Consider the following 24,675-nt stretch of genomic DNA (forward strand, 5'->3'; position numbering starts at 1 on the left):
CATATTCCGCGCTGCGCGCATCTCGCCCCTATCTTGCCAGCTCACACGGCATATCGGACACGAGATGGAAACATCGGCAAAGGCACTTCGAGTCACCTCCTCTCCGGGGTCAGCGGCTCGACGTGCGACCAGATGAACGTCCGGTCGCCCTCGAGGTGCGCGTCGCCCCAATGGATGGCGTGAATGCCGTCCTCCCACGCGGAGGTGAAGAACACGGAGACGAGCTTCGTGGTGTGCCCGAGTTCCTCGAAAGCCTCGTGGAACTCCTCGTACTCGTCCGTGGTGAGAATCTCGTCCAGCGGAAAGAGCCCCTCCGGCGCCTCGGGCCCGTGGGCGGTCAGCATGCGCCTGCGCTGGGGCGAGACGTCGGCCCGCAACCGGGCACGATCGAGTGGGACCGCACGGTCGGCGTACCGGAACGGAAACAGGGCGTGGCCGTTGATCACCGCGTAGGCGTAGCCACGCAGCTCACGGACCGTGCCACCGAGGGCAACGGCTTCATCGGCCAGCTCCTCGCGTACCGCTTCGGCCAGGACGTGTCCGTACGGTCCGCGCTTCTTGAGATTCGCCCCGGCGTGCACGGCCCTCGCCCGCTGATGTGCCCGCGCCAGTCGCTTCGGTATGCCCGCAACGAGACCGCTCGCCTGTGCCCCGAAGCGCTTCTGTGCCCACGCCGAGGGACTCGCCCCCTTGCCGTTCCGCCCCGCACCATCGCCCATGATCGCCCCCTGTCTCCTGTCACTCCCCCACCTGTGTGACATGGGCGGATGACAGGGACAAGAGCGCGAATCAGCCGGAGGACGCCAACCGCCTACGGCTCGTCGCGCTCCGATACCTTGTCCTCCTCGGCGGACTCGGCACCGCCCTTGGGAAATGCCGGCCAGAGCTGACCGCCCTCGAAGGACTCACGAAGCAGCGGGATCGTCTCGTCCGGGATACGGAATCCGGTGGCCCACGACGGTTCCGTCACTGATCCGTAGATGGTGTGCAGCAGGAACGGCTCCTCGCCGCTCAGCACCTCCAGGTCCTCGAGCTCGCGTGCCACAGTGCTGACCGGCCGGGTGAACCCCTTGAGCTGCCGGTCCGGCGGGTAGCCCGCGAGGTCGTACACCGTGTCCCGGTCCACGAACCCTCCATTCGCGGCAGCGGCGACGATCACCTTGGCATGCGCCGGATAGCGCACGACAAGCTGCTCGATGAACGCGTTCAGCGACTGCAGGCTCCAGCCTTCTTCCGCCTCGCCGTCGTCCCGGTCCGCTCCGCCCAGCTGCTCCAGGTCGTCCACCGAGTCCTTGTCGACGTGCAGCCCCTCGAGCAATTGCTCGGCCCAGGTGAGCAGCTCCGCCGGAGTCAGCATGTAGAGGCGCACACCTGCCTGCTCCCTCAGCTCCGCCACCAGCTCGGCCCTGGGGCGCGCCGGGATGTCACCGTCTCGCTGCTGCCACCAGTCCTTCTTGACGTCACCCGTCACCAGCAGCACATCGCAGGTACGTCGCTGAGCCTCCTGCAGCAACTGCAACCACAGCAGGTAGTCCCCGGCAGCCCGCTCGGCAGGCTTGGTCTTGAAATCCTCGTACCCAGGGGGGATTTCCTCGTCGGCCCGCTTCTGAGCCGTCTGGACGGCCTTGTCGTACTCGTCCGTCGGCAGGGGCTCACCGATGCGGCCGGACAGGAGAGGCTCCAGCTCCACGAGCACGGGGTCGCTGTGGGTCTCGGCCGTGCCCTCCAGCGCGTCGCGCTCGGCCTGACCGTCGATGATCCCCTGTAGTTCCTCCACGGTCTCGGTGAGTGCCGACAGGCTCTCCTTGATCCGCTGGGTGACACCTTCGTCGTGCTTGAGACGTACGTCCTTGACCCACCGGTCGACGGCGTCACTCGCAGACCGCCGGACCCGCTCCAGGGCGGCCGAGGTTTCCTTGGCCTTGGTGCTGTGGTGGTGGCGGACGGATTTCTGCCCGCGGTTGCGCCAGAACTCGGTGAGCACCTGGTGCGGCACCCAGAGCCGGTCCCGCAGCTTGGTGAGCACGGCCAGAGTGTCCTGCCGGGTACGGGCGTTGGAGCGGTAGAGGTTGAGCAGCACGTTGGTGTCGAGGACGACCATCCCGCTCTGGAAGACCCGCTCGTAGTCGTTCTTTCGAGGGCTCTGATGGGCTCCGTCGCAGTCGAAGATCCCTCGTCCGGGTCCGCTTCCGGAATTGGTCTCAGTCCCGCCATCCGCCGGGTCGTCCCTGAACGCCATGGTGCTCCGTGCTTCCCCTCGTTGGCCCCTTCATACTCCCCGGGGCAATGAAGGGCATAGTTCCAGGCGTGGCCGTGGTACGAGAGAGCTATCTCGGCCAACTACGCACGACCGGCACAGGAGCGCTGACGGCGTGCGGGAGAAGTATCGGAACGGAGAGAGAGCGGCATGTTACGAACGCTACGGACGGCCACCCGACGATCGGCCGGAAGGGCGGTACCGGGCCCGCGAACCGGGTCCGTCGCTTCCGGTGACCCCGGAGGTTCTGTCAACCGTGCGGACCCAACGGCCTTGCCCGCCGAGCCCTTCAACCGCCGGATCGAGGTCCTGGTCGCGGTCGTCGACAGCCCGGACGAGACGAGTCTCGCGACACAACTCCTGGAAGGGCGTGGGTGGTCGGCGCGACCGTGGCTTCCCCGCGACGACACCGCGGATGCCTCGGCGCTCGGCCCCGGCCGTACGGGGCTGCTGGTCGAAGTCCGGCTGCACGGTGCGCGTTTCGGCGCAGTGCAGGCCGCGGTCTCCGAGATCGAGAACCTGGCTCGCCGCCACCATGCGGGCATGTGGGTGGTGGATGCGTTTCTCATCGAGCACGACCTGACCCACGACCATCGTTCTGTGTTCCACGCTCACCGCCGGCTCCCGGCGTCGTCCGCCCCCTCGGGCTTCCCGAGCCCTGGAGCCTGGGTCGCAGCCCTGCGTACGTCGCTCGGTGTCATCTCCACCGTCCGCATTCTCAAGCAGACCGGCCGCCCTTCCGTCGAAGCGCTCGAACAGCGTCTGGAGCGCGGAACACTCACCGGGCGCCCGTACGACCCGCAGCGCCTCCAACTACGCGTCCCCATGGGCATGGAAGGCCGGGACCCCGACGCACCACCGCCGAGCCCGGTGTCGACGTGGCGCCTGGCGGGCCCCCTGTTGGTGGGCCTGGGCCTGGCGGTCGCCTGCGGATTCGCTGCCGCGGCCGCGGATGGCCTGTTCGTGCTGGTGCCACTACTCATGGCGTGCGCTCTGATATGGCCCGTGGGCCGTGAGATCACCAACCGGAGGGAGGAACAATCTCTTGCCGTCACCGTGGTCTGGGGCACTGCGGCCGTCGCCCCGATGACCGTGGGCAGCCTCTTGCTGGTCCTCGCCTTGCCCGGTCCCCCGGCGCAAGTGGCACGCGTGACGGCGTACGCGGTGCTCGGGGTGGCTCTCTGTGCCCTGATCCTCTACGGCCTCGGGTACGCCCTGGTTCACTCCTGGTTCAGCCGCAACGCCAACTGGGCCGTACCAGCGCTCGTCCCCGCGCTCGCCCTGAGCCTGCCCTGGTTCGGCGGCCTGTTGCACACGATGTATCTGAAGGCCGGGTTCGGCGTCCCTTCCGACGCCATCCCGGTCTCGGTGTACTGGTCCTACGCGGCCTCGCTCAAGCCCATCGGGATCGCACTCGGGCTCGCGGCAGTTGTGCTGGCAATCGCCGGCTGGATGCGCCACTACCACCAGTGGGTCCACGCGCGAGGCATGGTCCGGATCGGCGTTCCCCTCATGAGCCTGTTCGTCATCGGGATCTCCCTGACCGCCGGACTCGTCGGAGCGGAAACGGCCGCGAACCGAGCACGCACGGCTGCAGCGTCCGGCAAGACCCCGGCGGCGTACTACGGGGTCCAGGGCCGACTCGTCTGTGTCAAGCCCGTGTCCGAGGAGATCCCCGTCTTCAACGGTCCGCTTGCCGCTACGCGCTCTCTGCTCACCTTCGGCACGTCCGGAGACCGCGTATGGCTCTGGGACCCCCAGCGCGACCAGTCGCTGTCCGTCCGACTTGAGGATGTGATCGTTACGGCGGCCGGGGCGAGCACGTGCTCAACGAGACCGAACGTTCACCGTTGAAGAACCAGTCGAGTGCGCGCAGCACGGTGGACTTGCCGACACCGGTCGGGCCGATGAAGCAGGTTATTTCCTCGAAGGCGATGTCCACCTGTGCAGACAGCAGAAGTTCTCTACGCGCACGCGCTTCAGATGATTTTCCGTCCTCCAACTCGCCTGGGCCTATAGGTGATTGAGTTTGATTTCCGCCCATACGCTCTTGCCCGGGGCTCCGACGCGACGTTCCACGCACCAGCGATCCGCGAGCTGCGAAACGAGAAACAGACCACGACCTGACTCATCGTCGGCAGCTGGCGGAGTGGGCGTCTCGGGGGCAGGGCACCGCTCGGCGCGGGTGTCGGCAACCTCAATGCGGAGAAGGGTCGTTTCCGTGGATGTGCATTGGATGAGCCTCACATGGAAGTCGCGTCCGGACACGTGGCGATGACGGATGGCGTTCGAGGCCAGCTCGGTGGCGATCAGGGTCAAGGTCTCGTTGGGGGTGGAGTCGTAGGGGTGTCCCCACTCGTCGAGCCGGTGCGAGACAAGGCGCCGAGCGAGCCGGGCGCCTCGTGGAGTGGAGGTGAACTGCATGGCGAATTCGCGTACGGGTGCTGCCGGTTGCTGGACCGGCACCTCTGGGATAGTCGCTCGGCTCATGACGACGACGATCTCGCCCACGGCATACCGTTGACCAGGGCGGACGCGCGGACGACAACGGGCTGTACTCGTCAGTGCGCGCGCTGTACACGGAACGGAGCGTGTGACGGGCTCGGCATGGAGGGCCCGCTTCCACCGCTGCCCCGGGTGGACTGCGCCCTCGCCTATCGGCAGCGGCACCCTTCGGCGAGCGCCGTCGGGGCGAGTGCCCGCATGGCCGCCTGCTCGGCTTCCGAGATGCACGGCAGCTGACGTGCGAGTACGTCGAAGTGCTGATGTCCGCGCCATGCGTCGTGGTCACCCACGACGAACAGCCGCCGACGAGCGCGGCTCACCGCGACATTCAGCAGGTTCGGGGCGGAGGCCGCCCAGGCTCGCGGTCCTGCTTTGTCCCCGCCCGCGCCGAGGACCAGCAGCACTACGTCGGCTTCCTTCCCCTGGGTCGTATGCACGGTGCCCACCCTGTCGCGCGGGACAACCTGGCAGAGGCTGCGACGGAGTCCGGCTACGACATCCCGGAACGGGCTGATGACGAAGAGCTCACGCTCAGGATCCAAGCCCTGGTCGACCAGCCGGTGCACAATGACGTTCGCGCAATCCCCCTCGTCCGGCGACCACTTGCCCTGCGATGCGCGCCCTCCGCTCACCGGCCACCACACGCCGCGGCGGGCCACGGCGTACTCGTCGTCCCGGTGCACCCCGTGCACCATGAGCCCGTCGTAGGCGATCTCGTTGCTGATCGTGAACATCGGGTCGTCGCAACGCCGGTGGACGCGCAGAGGCGACCCCACCCAGACCCGGTCGTCCTCGGAACCCTGGGGTGCCGGGAGCCAGGTGCCGTAGCTGTTCAGCCGGTCCGCGACGCGCTGCGCCGAGGTGCGGGACGGTTCCCACTCCTCAGCCACACCGAAGGTGCGTCGAAGAGCCTGCTGACCCGTGTGCGGCAGCGTGACCACCGGCTCCAGCTGCAGCGGGTCACCCACGATGACGCCTCTGCGCGCCCGCCACAGCGCACCCACCGGCATCTGCGCGGTCGCCTGGCCGGCCTCGTCGATCAACATCCAGCCCAGCGACCGGGGCCCCAGCCCCGTGAACATCCGATCCAGCGAGGCGAAGGTGGTGGAGACGACCGGCAGAGCGAGGAAGAGGCTCTGCCAGGCCGCCAGCACCACTTCCGGCTTCAGAGTCTTGGGAGCGTTGCCGCAGAGGACGTCCATCGCAGCGTCGAGATTCTTGCGCATGCGGTCGGCCGCGCCTTCGATGAACGCACGGTGCAGATCCATCGCGGCGAGAAAGAGCCGCGTGCGGGCCCGGGTGAACTCCGGGTCGGACCAGGGCGAGGAGAGCTCCCTCGCATCCTCCTCTGTTCTCTCGCCGCGCTCTTCCTGGCCCGGAATCCAGGTGCCCCAGCGGTCAAGGGCTGCCCCCAGGGTTGCCAGGAGTTGGGCGTGGCGTCCTTCCGCCGCTTGGAGCACCCGCCTGGCTTCATCCAGGGCACCTCTGCCGGCCGCTTCGGCCCGGTCGTACGCAGCGGCCGCCTGTGTGTGTTCCTCGTACGCGGCCCGAGCTGTCTGCTCCGCCTCGGCCAGCAGCTGGTCCTCCGCCTGCCAGTCGCGCTGCGCCGCGCCGAGGGTGAAGATGCCCGCGGTCAGGCCGGGACGGTGCCGACGGTGCTCCGCCCTCCGGCCCGCAGGGCCTGCAAGGTCCCTCTGCGCCCTGCCACGAGCTGCACGGGCATCCGCGGCCGGTTGCCGAAGTGCTTCCAGGTCCTGCTCGGCGCTGAGAACCGCCTCCTGGGCGGTGGTGACAGCCTCATGCGAACCGTTGAAGTCCAGGAGTGCCTCGTACGCTCGCTGCCGCTCGTCCTGCAGGGTCTGCACCGCCTGCCGTGCGTCCCGGAAACGAGCGACGGACTCCCGCCACCACATCAGGTCGAAGCCGCGCGAAGCAGCCGCCTTCAGGACGTCGCGCATGCCCTCGCCACGCTCGGCCCGCTCCTCGCGCGGAGGGCCGAACCAGTACTTGTTGCGGAAATCCGAACGGTTCCCCTTGTTGCCGAGCCTCGCGGCGAGGGTCCCCCACGCCGGAACGCCATCGAGCACAAGCCGTCCCTGCTCCGGGAAGAAAGACGCTTCCTCCCGCCATTCCTCGGCAACGGATTCGAGCGCGGGAATCTCGTTGGAAACGTTCTCGACGGCACCGTTGTTCGCCGACGCGATCACCATCTCGAAACCCGCGAGCTCCGGTTTGAGCGACGCCACAGACCGCTGGTACGTGCCGGTGCTCCAACGGTGCGCCTGGCCGGTGAACGCGTCCTCGGGGCGCCGCAGCTCGGACAGCCGCTCCGCCCTCATGACCAGGACGGCTGCGATGAGGTCCCGCAACTGTGTGGTCTTGCCCGTACCGGGCGGGCCGTTGACCGCGTACAACCCGTCGGTGTCGGCAAGCTGCTCCACGATCCGGTTGACTGCGAACTGCTGGCTCAGCACCAGTGGATGCTCGGTCTTCGACGGCCATCGTCCGAGTGGGAAATGGGACGGCTGAACGCCGTCGAGTACCGCTCCGGGTTCGTGCTTGAGGTCGATGCGCGTACGGCCTCGCAGCGCGGTCGAGGCGGTCAGGTAGTCCCGTAGCGCGGACCCCGGCTCGTCCTTGCTGAGGCTGCCCGCGACGAGGCCGAGGTCCGCCGCGATGAAGCTGTTGAGGAAGTCCGATCCGCCCGACCGGCCGGCCTTCCGCCGGGACACGGACCTGCACTGGACCCGAATCGTCTCCGGCCGCAGGTCGTCGGTGACACCGAACTGTTCTGCGACCCACCGGGTGACGGCCGACAGGTCCCGCACGGTCAACGGCTTTTCCCCGAGCCGGGGCGGAGCCTCGTCGCCGTCCGCCGCATCGGCTGCGTCGCCCTCGTCCAGCGGGCTCTCGTCCAGCGACCCGTCGTCCTCGCGCCTGGCGGAGCGCCCTGTGGAGCGCCTGGCATCGCCGTCGGCCACTGCACCGACGGCGCCGGACAGGGCGCCGGCCGCCAGATCACCGAGCACCGGTCCGAGTACGGCATTCAAGGCACCGCCGACCGCACCGGCCGTGATCTCGCACATCAACCCCGCGAAGGGCCGCTGCCGCCGCCCCGATGCCGTGTCCGCGATCGTCACCTTGCCGTCGCCGACACCCAGCACAACGCCTTCGCACGCGTCGGCTTCCGCCTCGAAACCGTCGAGCCATCCCTGGGCCCCGGGGCCGGGTTTACGGCTGCGCCCCGTCGCCCAGGCGCACGCGGAGAAGGTGATGGAGTCCTGGACCAGCAACCCTTCATCCGTGACCTCGAAGGCCAGCAGGGCACTGTCGCCGTCCACACGGCCGTCGTGGTCCTCCTCGCTGTTGCCGAAGACATCAAGCAGGACATCGCGGACGGAGGCCACCGGGTACACCCCGCAGTAGACGGTGTGCTGCCTCACCATGTTCCGGCCTGGGTTCCGTCGCCGTACGGGATGTCCCTCCTCCCACGGCAGGGGGCGCCCGGATTCCACGGGATACATGCCTTTCGGCGGCGAGGTCTTCTCCACCTTCTGCGGGCTGAACATCTCCACAGCCCGCCAGTAGCGCACGATGTCCGCCCTGCGCCGCCGCTCACTGCTCGCCGCCATACGGCCCGCCCCCTCGTTCCGGTCCGCCAGGAACGATCACCTTAGCCAGCTCCGTGGGCGGTGCGGAGGGGGTAGTGGCGCATATGCGACCTCAGGCCGGTGCTCGCTGTGCCACTGGCGGCGAACGGGGTGTCGTGCGACTGTCAGGAATCGAGTTGGACCAGGCATCGCTTCGAGTCCTCGGGACCGCTATCTGAATGGGCAACGCGCCCTGGATGGCCTGGATTACGTCCTCGTCGAGGGACGAGTCGCGCGATGCGCACGTCGCCTTCCTCGCCGAGCGGCTGCGGGGTGCGCACGTCTGGGGGAACTGCTCGGCTCGTCCAGCAAACGATCTCGGCGCGTGCCTACCGTTGACCAGGAGAGACAGACCGACGGGGTCTTCGTTGTACGCGTCCGCGCGCGGGCTGTACGCGGCACGGGGCGTGCCTGACTCCGGTGAGCGGCGTTGGCCGATCCACAGGTAGGGACTTCAGGGCAGGTAGGGCGGCCGCGGGACGGTAGCGGGAGGCAGGGACATGGACGATCAGCGACAGCAGCCGGGGCATGAGTACGAGGTCGGGTCGGGCATTCTGCATGTGTTCGGCCAGCACTTGAAGCTGTTCCGAGTGCGGGCGGGGCTGGAGCGGGTGGAGTTCGGGACGATGACTGGGTACTCGGCGTCGAGCATCGCCTCGTTCGAGCAGGGGCGGAGGATCCCGCAACCGAAGTTCATCGACCAAGCGGATGAACTCCTGGATGCGGGCGGGGTGTTGAAGGCCAGCAAGGAGGAGGTGGCTCGGGCGCAGTATCCGGCGTTCTTCCGGGATGCGGCGCGGTTGGAGGTGCAGGCAGTTGAGCTGCACGTGTACGCGACGAAGGCTGTACCCGGGCTGTTGCAGACGGAGAATTACGCGCGAGCGGTGTTCTCCATGGGGCGTCCGCTGCTGACCGAGGACAAGATCGGGCAGCGTGTGACAGCGCGCATCGCTCGCCAAGCCATCCTCTCTGCAAAGCCGTTGCCCACGATCAGCTTCGTCATCGAGGAGTTCCTGTTGCGTCGCCCGCTGGGCGGGCGTTCCGTGATGAGAGAACAGCTGGAGCAGATCTTGACCCACGGCCAGCGCCGCAACCTCGAAATCCAGGTGATGCCGATCGAGCAGGAGGAGCATGCTGGACTGGAAGCACCCTTCACCTTGATCGAGACGAAGGAAGGGCAGAGGATCGCCTACGTGGAGGCGTACAAGGACAGCCGCCTCTATACAGATCGAGCGTCGGTCCGGGAGCTTGAGGAGCAGTACGGAATCCTCCGAGCTCAAGCTCTCCCCCCCGCGCGAATCGCTGGCCTTTGTCGAGAAGTTGCTAGGAGAAGCATGAACGTCGAAGAGCCCAGGCAGGCTGTGTCCGAACTAGCCTGGTTCAAGAGCAGCTACAGCACTGGCTCGGGCGGCGAATGCGTCGAGATCGCGGCCTGCCCTGGTGCCATCCACGTCCGCGACTCGAAGGACAAGGCGGGGCCGTTCCTTTCTGTCGCCCCTGGCGGCTGGACGGCCTTCGTGGAGTTCGCCGCCCAGGGCTGACCGCCCCACGGACGGCGACGTCCCGCCACCGAACATTCCGGCGGCGGGACGTCCTCTTGTACGTGCTCGTACGCGGGGGCTCAGTCTGCCTTCTTCGCCCGGCCGCGAGTCTTCTTCTCCGGCCGCCATGCCTTGAGATCCTCGGCCGAGAGCCCGTGCTTGGCGCGCTGCTCATCCAGGTACGCCTGGTACTCCTCAGCGGGCGTACCGTCCCACTCTTCGTCGTACTCACCGTGCCACTGGTGAACCCACGGCATCAGTTCCTGGATGCCCGCGATGAGAGGCGTCAGGCGCGGAGTTTCCCAACCCGCCTGTTCAGTACGGTCATTGATCACGTTGATCAGAGCCTGCACCTGATCCTTGTGATCCCAGCCGGCCCAGCCGAGCAACAACGTCGGGTCCGAGTCGGGCGATGCGTCGGGGTAGGAGATGAACCGCTCCTTGGGCACGTCCAGCTTGCCTCGGTGGGACCAGTACGACGCCTTCAGGAAGTCGGCAGACGCGTACTTCGGAGGTACGGGGATATCGAGGCGCTTCCCCGTCTCATCCTCCTCACGCTGCCGGTCCCACACCTGCTCCCACTGCTCGCGCTTGCGTAGACCCGAGTCCTTATAACGCAGGGCGGCGAGGTGCGGGACATGCTCGAAGGCGATGATGTCTGCAAGCACCATCGCGAGAGTGGCATCACGCTTGCCCATGTGGTCGGCGGCGTACAGCTCCGCGACGGCCTGCACGTCGGCGTCCTGCCGGAGAGCGTCGGCGAGCTGAGAGATGGTGAGAGTACGGGGGGCACGGAAGCCGTCCCGAAGGCCGAACCAAAGCTTCTCGTCCTCACACCGATCGAGCAACCATACGCTGAGAGCTTCCTTCTCCTTCTTCTCCCAAGGCTCGAAAGACCAACGCCGCTTGCATTCAGGCCGTTCGATGAGAGCAATATCTTTACGAGATTGAATGATTTCAATACGCGCCTGCACGACTTCCCTATATTCAGCGGGCCAATGGGAAGGAATCTCCGTTACCGGGCTAGAACCGTGACGCTCGAACCATGAAGTCCCGGCTCCGCCAGCGGCTAGAGATCGCGCCAAAACAATCTCAAATGCCCGCTCTCCTAGGGCCACCTCGGGTGCTTCAATTGGGTGTTTAAGAGTCGCACGCGCTACTTCACCGACCGCAAGGAGACCGTAAGAGCCGTATACGGCCCAATCCAGCTCCTCCTGCAAAGCAATCATGCGATCTCGGGTTGTCCTATATTCCACGTGAGCGTCGTTTAGGCGACCACGGCTCGGCACATCCGTTCTTCCAATAACAGCAGGACTGCACAGCGACAGTTGCCGAGCAAGAGAATCGAGCGCATAACCAACGACGGGCAGGCTACGGGGGATAGGCAACTGCTCCACCTGTTGGCCATTGAAGGCGAAGCGATGCTCCCACATCTCATCCGAGATACCACCCCCCACTCCACCGTTACCCCGATCCAAACACACCTGCTTCAACCAAAAACAAGCGGTGGATGAGTTCAGCACACCCAGTAGATTTAGATGCTCCGATTCGGTAGCGGAAGCTACTAGTTTGATGATCGGTGCTGTCTGCTTGAATACTCTGCCACCACGGTCCAGGACGAAATGATTATGGGTCGCCATAAATGGAAAGGTGATGGAGAGCGGCGTCGCATAAGCTGATTCCGTATGCTGCATGTACTCCCACCATCTGAGCCCAGCGGCTTCCATGTCGCCCTGGAATGTGCGGCGTTCCTGCAAAATACGCCTCCAGCACCACAACTCAGGTTCCAGCCCTCTGGGGCCTACCGCAGCATCATAGGGATAGACGATCCCTTCGACGGAATGCGCAACCCAATCACGAACTACGCCGCCTACCACCAGCGGTTTAACTGCTGCACGCGATCGTACCGTAGGGCGAAGGGGGCGCAGAAACGCCTCGTCTGCACCAACCCTGACCGCTCGACCAATGGGAGGGGAAATTTTCGAGGAGAGGCGTGGATTGTTCTCTGAAATCTTATCAAGAAGTTCTCCAACCCCGCCGCCGCCCAGACTCCACGGGTGCGAAGATAGTTTCACTCGCTCAAAATCTTCTACTGCAACCCACTCCGAACTGGCGCCCACTTCACCAATTTGCGCAGTGATAGCTTTCCACACAAGCCCCCGTGACGGATCTGCAGGCTGATGAGGCTCTCCTCGCTTACCAAGCGCTACACGAACCAGACTTGAAGAGCGGCCGAGGCGGTTCCTGCCCACCAACAACACAGTGGCTGTTCCATGACCGGGAATATAAGCGCCGGAAGCATCAATTACGTGCGTCAGGTCAACGCTTGGGAAGAAATTCTCAATTAGCTTCTTGCCGAAATTTTGACGCAGAAACGAGTTGGCAGTGATCTGCCCTGCAAAACCACTCTCTGCACCATTCCCAGCCCCACGAATTGCAAGTTCAAAGATGCGCTGCGCAAAAGGAACCGCAAGCGCATACGTCCCCGCACACGCGTCGTACGCCTTCCGGTAATTCTCGTTCTCCTGCTTGTCCTTCACCGTGATGTAAGGGGGATTCCCCACCACCACGTGGTAAGTCCCCCGTCCCAGCAAATCCACCCGATCCGCGAACTCCCACACGTCCTCGGTCCGGAACGCAAACGTCCGCTCCTCGTCGTCCCCCACACCCGAGAACAGCGTCTCCGTGACCGTCTCAGCTCCCCGCCCATGCAGCAGCGAGTCCCCCACCGCCACATTGATCGGGAACTCCGGAGCCGCCGCCAGCCGCCGCTCCCCGCACGCCTTGAGCACCGCCACCAGCATCCGGAACCGGGCGATCGCCACCGCGAACGGGTTCTTGTCGCAGCCGTGCACCGACTCCAGGGACCGCCGCACCAGCTCCCAGTCCTCCGTACCCGGCTCCGCCTCCCGCCACTTCTTCAGCAGGCGCTCGAACATGCCGAGCAGGAAGTGGCCTGACCCGCATGCCGGGTCGATGCACCGCAGACCCCGTACGACCGGCTCGTCCCCCGGCCACCCCGCCGGCTTGTGCTTCCACGCCGGGTCGAGGCCGAACTCCTCGACCGCCGGTTCCAGCGTCAGGTCGAGGATGAACTCCTCCACGAACTCCGGGGTCTGCAGCAGCGCGTACGTCTTCCGTGCGTGCTCGCTCAGGTCCTGGTAGAGGTCGCCCAGGAAGCGGGTGTCCAGCTCCCCGTCCGTGAAGTCGTGGACGATCTCGCCGTCCGCGCCCCGCTCGCGCCAGAAGCCCAGCAGCCGCGTCGCCGCCTCGTACGACGGGCTCAGCTCCCACAGCGCGTTGTGGCCCCGGTCGAAGAGCCCTGCCACCGCCTTGTGCGTGCCCGACAGATGGTCGAAGCCCGCCACCAGCCAGTCCCGGTCGTTCAGCTCCGGCTTCTCCCGGAAGAACGCCGCCTGCCGGTCCTCCGCATCCGCGAGCCGCTCCCCCGGGCCCGCGATGAAGGGGTCGTCGACCAGGCCGTTGTCCTCGCAGAACCGCACGAACACCGTCGCCAGCACCCAGGCCGCCGCAGCCTGCGTCACACGCTCGTCCCGCCAGGCCCCGTACGTCGCTGCTGTACGGCTCGCCTCGCGGGCCGCCGCGTACTCGCGCTCAAGCTCCGTGCGGTACTCGTCCACCGACTCCGTGCGAGCCCTGAGGTCGTCCTCCAGCGCGGTGACCTGCTTGCGCAGGTCCTTCAGCAGTGCGGCCTTGTCCACCGGGGCGCCCCTCTTTCCGTGATCCGGACCCCACCCGGGCCCGCAGCTCATCCGCGTCCATCCTGCCAGCCCTGCCAGCCCTGCCAGCCCTCTCCGGACCCTTCAGCCGGAACCGGACAGCACAAGCGCCTCTCCCTCCACGACGGAAGATTCCAAAGGGCCCACGAGGTGCCGCATCCTGACCCATCGTGCTCGCACGATCACCTCGAAGGAGCCCCATGCCCCCGCCCCTGCCACCCTCCTCCAGGCAACGGACACATTGCCTCCAGGGCGCTTTCCCCTGTCCTGGGAGGACCGTGGAGAAGGAGCTGGTGTGGAGCCGGCGTATGCGAAACGCCCTTGTACACGGGCAGCAGTCCGGCACGGACCGGGGGCGGCAGGGCCCGGCGCGCCGTTCGCTCCGTCTGGCGCTCGACGGCCCGCCCGTACGGGATCACCGTATCGAGGCATCCGTTCTCGGTGGGTGGCTCACAGCTCTGCAGACAGCCGTCACCTCGGTCGCCCACGCTCTGGACGATCAGCGCCCGACCCATGACTCCGGCCCCGTACCCAGAGAGATCCAGCACGCCACAAAGCTGTACTCATCGGCCGTGTTCCCTTCTTCCTACGGCATGGTCCTGGAGGAAGCACCACCGGAGGCCCAACAAGAGCTGCCGGACGTCGCCACGGTGGAGTCCCTCCTGGACCGTGCCATGTCGACGCTCCTGGACCTGACCGACCGAGCGGAATCAGGGGACGGTGCGGAGGAAGCCGTCCTCGCTGCTGCCCTTCCGCTCGGGCGGCGGGCGGCGGGACACCTGGCACAGCTGACCGGGGTGGTGGCGGACGCGGACGCCGGTGTCAGGTTCACCTGGCAGTCGCCCCATGCCGGCCTGCGGTCGTCGAGTCCGAGCAGCAGCGGCGCGCAACGCTGCCGGGAAACGCTGGGCGCAGCGGACTTCGCACACCACAGCGGCATTCTCACCGGCACCGTCGTAGGCGGCAGCAAAGTACGCAGAACCGTGGAGATCGAGGTCCCTCGCCGCGGAGTCGTCACCGTACGCGCCGACCGTGAGGTGACCGCGCTACTCAGCGCCTATGCCAATCACACGGTTCGTGCGAAGGTCCTGGTCACCACCGCCCGCTCGCCGCTGGGCCGCGAACATCACAGCTATCTGCTGCTCGATCCGGAACTCGACGATGCGCGGTGAAGGAGCGATGCGAGCAGGCGCGGGGAGCCGTGGCTCTCCGCGCCCCGCCCCGTCCTTTGGTGACCGTCGTCAGCGCAACGCGTTGATGCGCTCCGGCCCGCCCTCAAGCCTGCGCTGCCTGTACAGCTCCGCGATGTCCGCCTCCAGACATGTGCGGATGTCCGCGCCCATCCTGCGCCATCCGAAGAACTCGCACGCCTGCTTGATCAACTCGTCCTGGGTCATGCCGGGGCACTCCGCCGCGAGCTCGCTCAGCGCCAGCTGCCGCTCGGCCGGGGCGATGTACGTGACCTTGCGTGGCGCGTCCCCGTCCTCCGCCCGCCGGGCCTTGCGACTGCCTCGACCGGCCGCTTCGTAGAAGGCACCCTGCGAGGAAAAGCTTCCCGAGCGGACCAGCTGTTGCGCCACGGCGTGGACGTTGTCCCGAATGCGATTCCCCGCACGGCCCACGCCCCACGCTTCACGGGCACGCTGCACGAGGAGATCCTCGTGAATGGGGCCTTCGGAATCGATGATCTGCATCAGTGCCTTCTTCAGCGCCGGCCTGGCCTCCGGTGTGTGCAGGTCATGGCCGGAGGTGACCGTGATCCGGCAGGCACGATACGGAGCACTCCACTCACGCTGTACCTCGGTGTCGACAGGTACCCGCTCGTACTCGATCTCGGCCGGCGCTTTCGCCTGCGCGGGTACGAAAGCGACGGGAGCGGTGAGTACCCGCCCGCCGGGCTGATCTGCCGGACTGTCCGAGGAGGCCGTGGCTCCGGATACCGCACCCGTCGATGCCGAGGGACTCGGCGCCTGGACGGACGCCGCCGGCGGGCCCTGGGCGATGGCCTGCTCGACCGCCTCGCGCAGCCGTAGCTCCGCGGCCGCCCTCCCCCGGTACCAGTCGGTGCCCCAGATCCGGTAGAGCCGCCAGCCGAGACCGTTCAGCACCTGTTCGCGCAACCGGTCACGGTCCCGGGCCGTCTTCGAGGAGTGGTACATCGCCCCGTCGCACTCGATACCGAGGGCGTACGCGCCCGGCAGCTCCGGGTGGCGCAGGCCGAGGTCGATGCGGTAGCCGGCGACGCCGACCTGCGGCTGGACCCGGTATCCCCAGTCGCGCAGCACGGCCAGTACGGACTCCTCGAAGGGGCTGTCGGGTTCCGCGTCGGACTGGACGACGTCGCGGGCGAGGACGGCGGGGCCGTTCTCCGCGTACTCCAAGTAGCGCTTGAGATGCTGGACGCTCTCGTTCGTACTGTCGGCCAGGCCGGTGCCGTGGAAGGAGGCGACGACCTCCATGCGGTAGCGGGCACGGGTGACCGCGACGTTGAGGCGCCGCCAGCCGCCTCCCTTGTTGATCGGACCGAAGTTCAGCCCGAGCTTGCCGTGCTCGTCCGGGCCGTAACCGACCGACATGATCATCACGTCGCGTTCGTCACCCTGCACCGACTCGAGGTTCTTCACGAAGAAGCCGTCGAGGCGGCCCTCGGTGAAGCAGTGTTCGAGGTCGGGGCGCAGGAGACGTGCCTGCTGTACGGCTTGGTCGATGGCTGACGCCTGTGCCTGGGAAAGGGCCACCACACCGAGGGTCTTGCCGGGACGGGTGTCGAAGTGATGGATGACTCGTTCGGCGACGTAGCTCGCCTCGGCCCGGTTGTCTCGGCGCCCGCCTCGGTCGTAGACGCCGTCGGCCTTGAGGAAGGCGACGCCGACGTCGTTGCCCTCGTCGAGGGCGCCGGGGAAGGTCACCATCGAGTTCTGGTAGAACGAGCGGTTACTGAAGGTGATCAGGTTCTCGTGGCGGCTGCGGTAGTGCCAGCGCAGAGGCAGTTCCCGCATGGCCCCGGCCTTGCAGGCGTGCAGCAGCGATTCGAAGGAATCGGGCACGTCCTCCTCGTACTCGTCCGATTCGTCCTCACCGGCGGAATCGAAGAACGAGGTCGGCGGCAGCTGCTTGTCGTCACCGGCGACGACGAGCGCACGTCCGCGGTAGATGCAGTTGATCGCGTCGCTGGGCCGGACCTGCGACGCCTCGTCGAAGACGACCACGTCGAAGTGGTAGTCGGACGGCAGGAATTGACTGACCGTCAATGGACTCATCATGAAGCACGGCTTGATCGGTTGCACGACCTCGCGCGTCCGGCCGAGCAATTCACGCACGGGCATGTGCCGGGTCTTCTTCTCCGCCTCCCGGGTGATGACGGCGCCGCCCCCGCTGCCGAAGCGGCGGGGCCGGCGCTTGTTGCATGCCTCGATCACGGCACCACCTGCGGCAGCGATCAGGCGACGGTCGGCTTCCCGGTAGTCCGCAACGCGTGCGTCCAGGTCGTCCGAACGGGTCGTGCGCAGGCGCGCGTCGGTGGCGAGGATGCCATCGGCCCAGGACCGGAGCAGCGCCTGCTCCACGATGTGCGGCAGTTGCTGCGGGTCGAGGGCCCGCTCGGCCGTGCTCGCCACGAGGCCGTCGGCGCCGTGCCGGGCGAGGACGCCGAGGCCGTCGCGGTACGCGTGCCACTCCTCGGGGCCGTGCGGGTCGGCGAGGAACGCGTCGACGACCTGTTGTGCCTGGTCGAAGGTGCCCAGCAGGAGCGGGGAAAGCTGACCTTGCCGGGCGGCATCGAAGAGGCCGAGCAACGCGGTCACGGACGCGTTCCAGCGTTCGGCCCGACGGGTGGAAATCGCGCACCAGTCGCCGAGTGATCGTCTTACATTGTCGGCCAGCAGCCCCGGAAGGGGGTCCGTGTCGACACCGTCGGCCAGGTGCCCGGCCAGCAGGTCCCTTCCGTCGGCATCACGGCTCAGTTCGGCGATGCGGTCAGCGGTCGCCAGTGCCTTGTCGAGCGCGTCCATCGCTCCCTGGTCGCGCGGGACATAGCTCCCCAGGAGGGTGGCGTGCTCGGCTGCGAGGCGTACCACCTCGGCTGCGGCCGTGTGCCAGGCCAGAGCCTGGTCCAGACGCTTGACCAGCGACTTCGCCCAGGTTCCGGAGTGGGTGAGTGCCGCGACGGCCTCGCGGTCGGCCTTGTACCGCGCCGAGAACCGGGCCATCAGTCCGCGGTGCTGATCCGCAAAACGGGTCACCAGGTCCGGCAGGTCCGCCGACTCGGGGACTTGCTCACCGAAGACGTCCTCGGCGGCCGTGCGCGCCTCGGTCTCGGCGTCGAGAGCCTGCCGCAGCTCCTGCGCAGCCTGGTGTGCTCGGCGCAGGGTGCCACCGTCGAACCACCCTCGTGGCGGGCGGTGTTCGGCAGTGGTCAGATCCGCGAGCTCGCAGAGGGCGAAGGCCGCATCGACGTGCTCCTTCTTCGGCAGGCCGAAGAGGTCGGCGAGCTGCGCGAGCTGGCTGGAGACATCGTCCGGCAGCGACGCATCAGGTGAGCCGATGCCTTCCGGAAGGCCGGTCCGCACGGAACGCACGGTCAGCTGGAGTTCGCGAACCGATCGGGGTTCATCGACTGTCGCCGCGCACGGGCGGCGAGCCGTCGCGGTCCGCAGTGCGTCGAGAGCGTCGGATGCCTCGGTGGCGACTTGGTGCGCAGCCGTGCCGACCAGCCCGCGCCATGGGAAAGTCTCCCCCTCGGCAGCGGGGCGCCAGGCCCTGCTGATGGTCTGGGCGGCTGTGGCGATCTCCTGCAGGGCTCCTGCGCTCAGGGTTCGGACGGTCTTCGCGTTCTGGGCGGACAGTGGCAGCTGCGGCGTATCCGCCTGCTCAAGTTGGACCAGTCGTCCGAGGACGTCGTGGAGCGTCCGCTGGAGGGGCTCCCTGTTCTGGTTCATCCCGGCGGCGTACGCGGACAGCTCTTCGCGCAGGCGGCGTGCCCGCTCCAGTTCGTGCTCGGCGGCTCCGGTGACCCGGGCTTCGGTGGTCAGCACCCGGGCGAGTTCGGTGGCGACCGCCTTCTTGCTGGTATCGCCGCTGTGGAGCGCCATGACGAAGTCGCCGAGGCCCACGCCGCGCAGACGGTTGCGCACGACGTCGAGCGCGGCAGCCTTCTCACTGACGAACAGGACACTGCGACCGGCGTGCATGAGGGCGGCGATCATGTTGGTGATGGTCTGGCTCTTGCCGGTACCGGGCGGGCCGCTCATCACGAAGGACCGGTTGTCGAGTGCCGCGGCGATGCACTGGCGCTGAGAGGCGTCGGCGTCCAGCACCAGCGGGGTCTTCTCGGGAAGCTGGACGTCGTCGATGCGGTCCAGCTCGGGGGGCTCGAAACCGATGAGGTCGTCGGGCAGGCCCGCATCGGGACCGAGGGCAACGGCGCGGACCAGCGGATGTCCGAGGATCCGGTCCTCGTTCTGCTGCAGGTCCTGGTACATCGCTTCGCGGTGCGAGGCGAACAGGCCGAGCACGACGCGCTCGTCGACGGACCAGCCCTTCTGCCCGGCCGAGGCCGCGCGGGCAGCGGAGAAGAGAGCAGGCAAGTCGGTGACGTCGGTGCTGGTCACCGTGGACCAGTCGACGCCCATCCGATCCAGCTTCACAGCGAGTGCCGGGTTGTGGGCCCGGTCCTGATTGTCGGCCAGGTGGAGCCGGTACCGGCGATGGCTGTCACGGCGCAATTCCACCGGAACCAGCAGCAACGGAGCGGAGCTGCCCTCGTGAGCGCCGTCCTCTCGCCAGTCCAGCATGCCGATACCCAGCCACAGCACCCAGAGACCGTAGTCGTTGAACATCTGGCCGGACTTCTGACGCAGTTGGTACAGGGCACTGTCCAACGTCGCCTGGGTGGCCTTCTGAGTGATCAGCCCGGGTTTGGGCCGCCGCTCGACCGCTTCATGACTCTCGTCGTCGGCTTCCTCGGCAGCCTCTCCCACCGGTGCGAACTCGCAGCCCCTGACAAGTTCCGACAGCAGGAACTTCGCATCGGGTGAGATGATCTCCAGAGTTGACGTCCTGGTATGCCGAAAGTTCAGCAGCCGATTGCGCCCGCCCATGTCCAAGAGGGAGTTGCGCCACCCCTCGAGCACGACTTTCAGCCGATCGAGACCCGGATCGCGCGTAGTGGCGGACGCCGTCTGGGGCTGATGGGGCATGTGGCGAGTACCTCCTGAGCAGAGCGCACAGGGGTATCCACAGTCACAGGTCCCCCCTGGGAATATCTGCCTATCAGGCAACATGGCCCGACACGCAGAAGATAGGCAATGCGATATGCATTTGTTGTGAGGATGGAATGAATGGAGCGAAAGGGTCACTCTCGGGGCGAGGCTTCTCCGGCCCTGGCATTGCCACCTGCCCGGAGCCCCTTCAGGAACAACGAGTCCAGCACCGCCCACTCGGTCGCCCGGTCGACGACTTCCACCGTGCGCCCGTCCAGTGACGGCGTCTGCTTCGGGTCCTCCATCGGGCACAGCCACCACAGACCATGCGGGCTCTGCGCGGGGCGGCGGGCCGCCTGTTGCAAGGTCACCAGCAGATCGTGGCCGCCGCCGTCGAAGTAGCGGGCGAGGAGACCGGCGTTGTGGACGAACAGCACCGCCTTGGAGCCCGCCTCCTCCGCCATACCGATGAGGCGCTCCGACATCCGCCCGGTGACCCGTTGGACGTACGAGCGCAGACCCGGCTTCAGCTCTCCGCTGCCGGTGAAGGCCGAGTCCGCGCGCAGCACCTTGGACCAGTCGGTGTTCAACTCGTCGGCCAGCGCCCGGAAGATGCTGAGAAACTCCTTGTTGAAGTCCACCGGAACGACCCCGAAGTCTGCTGCCACCGCGGCCGCCGCACCCGGTAGGTCGGCGCCCTTGAGGGTCAGTGCGAGGAAACCTCCGCGCTCGGCAGACGTGGTGAGCCTGGTGCGCAGCACGGCCTGCGGGTCGCGTCCGGCCGCCGCTGCCGTCCGGGCCTCGGCGACCAGCACGCTGGTACGGGTGAAGGTGGAGCTCGACCAACGTGTTCCCTCGACCGCTGGAGGGAAGAAGCGCCTGCGAACGGTGTCGTACTCCAGCGGGAAGCCGGCTTCCTGGAGCGCGTCCTCGATCTCGATGTGCGTGGGCGCATCAGGAACCGGCACCGATGGGAATCGTGCCTTGACGCGTGCCACGAGTTCGCTGATCGAGATGCCTGTTTCGCGGCGCACTCCGGCAGCGGCCTGGGAGATGCGCAGGGCACGGGCCAGCCCGAGTGCCTTGGGGTAGATCTCCAACCGTGGCGATGCGGAGGCATGCCGGGCGGCCACGGCGGCGAGGCTGACCAGGCGGGTGTCGGCGAGCGGAGTCATCCCGCTGGGCGCGGCGACCTCGCGCAGGGTGCGTACGACGGTGGCCCGGCCGGGCAGCGGATCCTCATCGGCCAGCCGGTCGGCCTCCGTGCCGAGGGCTGCCGCGTAGTTGGCCAGTTCCTGCGGGGTGGGATCGTCCGTGCCCGGCAGCGAGTCGAGTGCCAGCAGGACGCGGGAACCGCGGCGCAGCACCTCAAGGCGCGGCTCACGTTCCGTGCCGCGCTGGAGCGCCTCGGCGTCGGCGGCTGCGCGGACGACAGCCAGAGCCTTGGCCAGTGTGCGCTCTGGGGTGTCGTCCCCTGCGCCGTGCCGCACACGGAGTTCGGCAGCCGCTTCCTGGACCGTCATCACGCGGCCCGACTGGGCCAGGATCTGCACCAGTTCGTCTCGGATCTGCGAGATCCAGTCGGTGCCGGCCCACTCCTCGATCGCGGCCACATGATAGCGGGAGACAGTGGCCTGGCTGCTGCTCAGGTGCTTGGCAATGGCCGTCTGCGGTGGCCATGCCCCAAGTGGGGAGAGTCCGCCACCGTCGGAGGCCGAGCGCGGAAGGCCAAGCGTGAGACGGATGATGTCGGGGCGCAGATTGCCCTTGCGGGCCGGCCCGGGCGCGAGGCGTGAGGCGAGCGAGTCGACGGGTTCGGCGGCGACGAGCTGCGCCTGTGCCTGCGGATCGGCGGACAGTGACGGCGGCATGGGGGCAGCTGCGGAAGAGGCGGGCTCCGCGGGCGGCCGTCGCAGCATCGCCGTCCACTGCTTGTGGCGCCGGTTGAGCTCTCTGCGTACGAGCGTTCCCGCACCACGGGCACGGGCAATCGTGTGCGGGGGGACATCGAGCAGTTCCTCGACGGTACCCGCGCGCAGACCATTGGCGACAGAGACGGCGCGTGGGGAGAGTCCGGCCGCCTCCAGGGCGGTGGTCAGCTCGGCGGCAGCGGCGGCCGTCTCACGGGCTTCCTCCGTGCTGGCGGCGACAGCCCCGACAGTGGCAGGGGTGGTGGCCGGCTTCGCCGAGTCCGCCGTGCGGAAGATCTGCCGCCATGCGTCCTCCATCTGCTTGAAGGTGTCGAAGCGACGGTCGACATCCCGGTGCAGAGCGCGCTGGAAGAATGCGGTGAGACCATCGCGAAGTCCCGGCTCGAACAGCTCGGCCGCGACGAACAGTGCGACATCCTCGCTCATCCGAGGATCGGTTTGGCCGTCCCCCCAGACGGGGCGCTCCCCGGACGCCATCTCGTGCAAGGTCACAGCCGCCGCGTAACGTTCGGCATGATCGTCGTACAGCGAGCGACGGGTGCTGCCGAGGAACGGGTCGAGGTAGCCGCGCGTACCCGCCGTGATGTCGCGCTCGGAGGCATCTGCCAGGGAGAAGTCGAAGAGCAACAGCTCCCACGAACCGTCGTTGCGCTTGTGCAGGCCGAGGTTGTCCGGCTTGATGTCGCGGTGCCGGGTGCCCTTGGCGGCCAGTTGGTCGAGCGCGATGAAGAGGTCGTTGCCGTACCGCTCCAACTGGTCGTAGGTGAGCCGTCCTTCGCCGCGCAGCCGTGCGCCGAGGGAGGACTCCCCCGCGTATTCGAGTTCCAGGACGGTGTGACCGGCGATCTCGCGGGGTTCTTCGAGGAGCCTGACGATCCGGCCGCCGCCCACCGCCTTGAGTGCCTGGGCCTCCGCGTACAGCCGGACGTCCTTGTCCTGGTCGAGCGCAACCTTGAAGACGCGTTCCTCGACGACCGCCCTGCCGTCCGGTCCTTCGGTCTCTTCCACCACTCGCTCGACCAGCAGTGCGCGGGCCGTGGCCCCCGTTCCGAGTACCCGCCGGACCATCCAGGTCCCGTCGACCGACTGTCCGGGCACCGCCGTAAGAGGGTCGGTCTCGGCGGACACGGACTGGTCCGGAACCGTGATCTGCTGTTCGGCCTCGTTCAGCAGATCCAGGAAGCGCTCCGTCGAAGGCAGCCGGTCCACGACTTCCGCACGCGTGGCACGGTAGACGAGGTCGTCGAGGCTGTCGGAGAGCCCATCTGCCACTGCGTAGGGGTGCAATCCACCCTCCGCGGACAACCGCTCGATCAGCGCGCTGCGCCGGTCTGCCGGGGGCTCCCCCGTGAGCAGGAGATACGCGAGCGATCCCAGTCCGAAAAGGTCCAGGTCCACCGGATCGGCGAACTCCTGGTCAGTCTCCGGGGCCAGAAAGACCTGCGAAGCGTCTTCGATCAGGGTGCCGTCAAGTGGAGTATCGCCGATGGAGCGCATCGAAGTGGTGTCGAAATCACGGGCGGCCGTCTGCCAGTCCGTGATCCGAACCACGGGATCGGAACCGTCCTCGTCGGCCGAGACATAAACCGACCGAGCGGCGAGCGCACGGTGGTAAAGGGAGCGGTTGTGGGCATAGCGGAGCGCCTCGGCAAGCTGGCGTACCAGGTCCAGCCTGATCTCCGGGGTGAGCTTGCCGCCGTAGGCGTCCAAGTAGGCGTCGAGCCGGAGATCGGTGTGGCGGTGGCGAAAGAGAATCGCCGGGCCGCCCTGGTGTTGACGGATCTGTACAGCCTGCGCGATGCCACGGTGCGTGATCCCCTGCAGCACCTGGTACTCCCGGCGGGCCGCACGATCCGCGGCTCGCTTGGCTGCCTCCCCGGCCAGCTGCTCGACCAGGTATATCCGGACGCGCCCACCCTCCTGGACCAGCCCGTCATCGCGAACAGCCAGACGGTCCTCCCAGCCGGGGCCCGCGTCCAGCACACCGGGTTCCAGCTTCCAGTCGTCGCCGTACCGGAGGTGTGCGGTGGAGTTGCTGATGCCGATCTTCTGCATCAGCTGCTCCAGCAGCTGGGCGGACTGTGGAGTGACCCGCCAGCTCTCGCGCTCCGGTGGCTTGCCGAGCAGGTCGTCCCAGATCCTGCCGAGTCCGCCGGCACCGTCATTGCGGCCGTACACATTGATCCGCTGGAACTCGTCGAGGCCGCTCACCAGGCCGGGTGCATGGAGAAAAACTGCAGGCTTGATGAACGGGACCCGCCGCGGATCGACGCCCATGGACCGTGCGGCCCGCTCCAGCTGGCCCTTGAGTTCCTTGCACTTCAGGTCGGTGAGGTGCAGCGGGTTCTTCAGCGTGCGGACGCGGTCGTCATGGAACTGCCAGGTGTCGCCGTGGTTGATGACTCGGCCGGGGTGCCCCTTGAGCTCCAGGAGATACAGACCACCGGGCACGGCAATGAAGAGGTCGCACTCGTTGGTCCGGCCGGACGCCGCGGTGAAGGAGAACGTGGCCCAGGCACGGTACGGCTCGGCAGCCGGCATCAGCTGTCGGACGTGATCGAGCCCTTCCTGCTCCCACGAAAAGGTGGAACGGCGCGACTGAAACCAGCGCTCCTTGCGCGGAGGGCGCGGCTTCGGGGCCGAAGGCGTTCCTACTGCCGTCACGGTCCGACCTCCGCGGTATCCATCTCGCTCTGTGAACGAACGCACAGTCCGGACCGACCTTACCTCGGGCCTGACCGGCCGCACCTGCCCCCATCGGCTTGGCATCCGGCCGGCGGCGACTTCGCGGCGGGACCGGAGGGAGCCGCGGCTCCGGCCGAGCGCTGCCCGACCTCGACGCAGGGCGCGC

10 protein-coding genes and 2 pseudogenes are annotated in these 24,675 nt (G+C 67.4%); 4 read left to right on the forward strand and 8 right to left on the reverse strand.

Annotated elements, in window-relative coordinates:
• Positions 1-92 precede the first annotated feature (92 nt).
• Both ACFYXM_RS25670 and ACFYXM_RS25675 read right to left on the reverse strand, forming a co-directional pair.
• The gene (locus ACFYXM_RS25670) at positions 93-719 is read right to left on the reverse strand and encodes a hypothetical protein (RefSeq protein ID WP_389292705.1); all 627 of its coding nucleotides are present in this window, start codon (positions 717-719) and stop codon (positions 93-95) included.
• Positions 720-811: 92 nt separating this feature from the next.
• Entirely contained in the window at positions 812-2,239 is a 1,428-nt protein-coding gene (locus tag ACFYXM_RS25675) for a PIN-like domain-containing protein (RefSeq protein ID WP_389292706.1), read from the reverse strand.
• Between the two features lie 291 nt (positions 2,240-2,530).
• Between ACFYXM_RS25675 and ACFYXM_RS25680 the strand changes: the two genes are divergently transcribed.
• Positions 2,531-4,111, forward strand: coding sequence for a hypothetical protein (locus ACFYXM_RS25680; protein WP_389292708.1), 1,581 nt, complete (start codon positions 2,531-2,533; stop codon positions 4,109-4,111).
• On the opposite strand, the gene ACFYXM_RS25685 is transcribed toward ACFYXM_RS25680, so the two are convergent.
• The 3 genes from ACFYXM_RS25685 to ACFYXM_RS25695 all read right to left on the reverse strand — a co-directional run bounded on the left by ACFYXM_RS25685 (position 4,059) and on the right by ACFYXM_RS25695 (position 8,394).
• The gene (locus tag ACFYXM_RS25685; protein WP_389292709.1) at positions 4,059-4,301 is read right to left on the reverse strand and encodes an AAA family ATPase; all 243 of its coding nucleotides are present in this window, start codon (positions 4,299-4,301) and stop codon (positions 4,059-4,061) included. The two genes, ACFYXM_RS25680 and ACFYXM_RS25685, sit on opposite strands and share 53 nt — an antisense overlap.
• Positions 4,271-4,768 carry an ATP-binding protein gene (locus tag ACFYXM_RS25690; RefSeq protein ID WP_389292711.1) on the reverse strand — a complete coding sequence of 166 codons (498 nt, stop codon included), beginning with the start codon at positions 4,766-4,768 and terminating at the stop codon, positions 4,271-4,273. The genes ACFYXM_RS25685 and ACFYXM_RS25690 overlap by 31 nt, the downstream gene beginning before the upstream one ends.
• Before the next feature lie 143 nt (positions 4,769-4,911).
• Positions 4,912-8,394 (reverse strand): DEAD/DEAH box helicase, encoded by a 3,483-nt coding sequence (locus ACFYXM_RS25695; RefSeq protein ID WP_389292713.1) that lies wholly within the window; start codon positions 8,392-8,394, stop codon positions 4,912-4,914.
• Positions 8,395-8,912: 518 nt separating this feature from the next.
• On the opposite strand from ACFYXM_RS25695, the pseudogene ACFYXM_RS25700 reads away from it, so the two are divergent.
• Together ACFYXM_RS25700 and ACFYXM_RS25705 are read left to right on the forward strand one after the other, a co-directional pair.
• A pseudogene (locus tag ACFYXM_RS25700) lies at positions 8,913-9,750 on the forward strand (helix-turn-helix domain-containing protein).
• 44 nt (positions 9,751-9,794) lie between these two features.
• Positions 9,795-9,953: pseudogene (locus tag ACFYXM_RS25705) on the forward strand (DUF397 domain-containing protein); the annotation flags it as partial.
• Positions 9,954-10,033: 80 nt separating this feature from the next.
• Here the strand turns inward: ACFYXM_RS25705 and pglX are convergent.
• Complete coding sequence (gene pglX / locus ACFYXM_RS25710; protein ID WP_389292715.1) at positions 10,034-13,675, reverse strand: BREX-2 system adenine-specific DNA-methyltransferase PglX; 3,642 nt, start codon at positions 13,673-13,675, stop codon at positions 10,034-10,036.
• A gap of 326 nt (positions 13,676-14,001) precedes the next feature.
• On the opposite strand from pglX, the gene ACFYXM_RS25715 reads away from it, so the two are divergent.
• Positions 14,002-14,865: a hypothetical protein gene (locus ACFYXM_RS25715; RefSeq protein ID WP_389292717.1), complete on the forward strand. Its 864-nt coding sequence runs from the start codon at positions 14,002-14,004 to the stop codon at positions 14,863-14,865.
• Between the two features lie 69 nt (positions 14,866-14,934).
• Here ACFYXM_RS25715 and ACFYXM_RS25720 read toward each other — a convergent pair whose 3' ends face one another.
• Positions 14,935-19,890, reverse strand: a complete 4,956-nt coding sequence (locus ACFYXM_RS25720; protein WP_389292719.1) for a DUF3320 domain-containing protein — start codon at positions 19,888-19,890, stop codon at positions 14,935-14,937.
• A gap of 155 nt (positions 19,891-20,045) precedes the next feature.
• Entirely contained in the window at positions 20,046-24,533 is a 4,488-nt protein-coding gene (gene pglW / locus ACFYXM_RS25725; protein WP_389292720.1) for a BREX system serine/threonine kinase PglW, read from the reverse strand.
• Between the last annotated feature and the right edge of the window lie 142 nt (positions 24,534-24,675).

It is taken from the genome of Streptomyces sp. NPDC002476 (assembly GCF_042889785.1).
Lineage (GTDB): Bacteria > Actinomycetota > Actinomycetes > Streptomycetales > Streptomycetaceae > Streptomyces.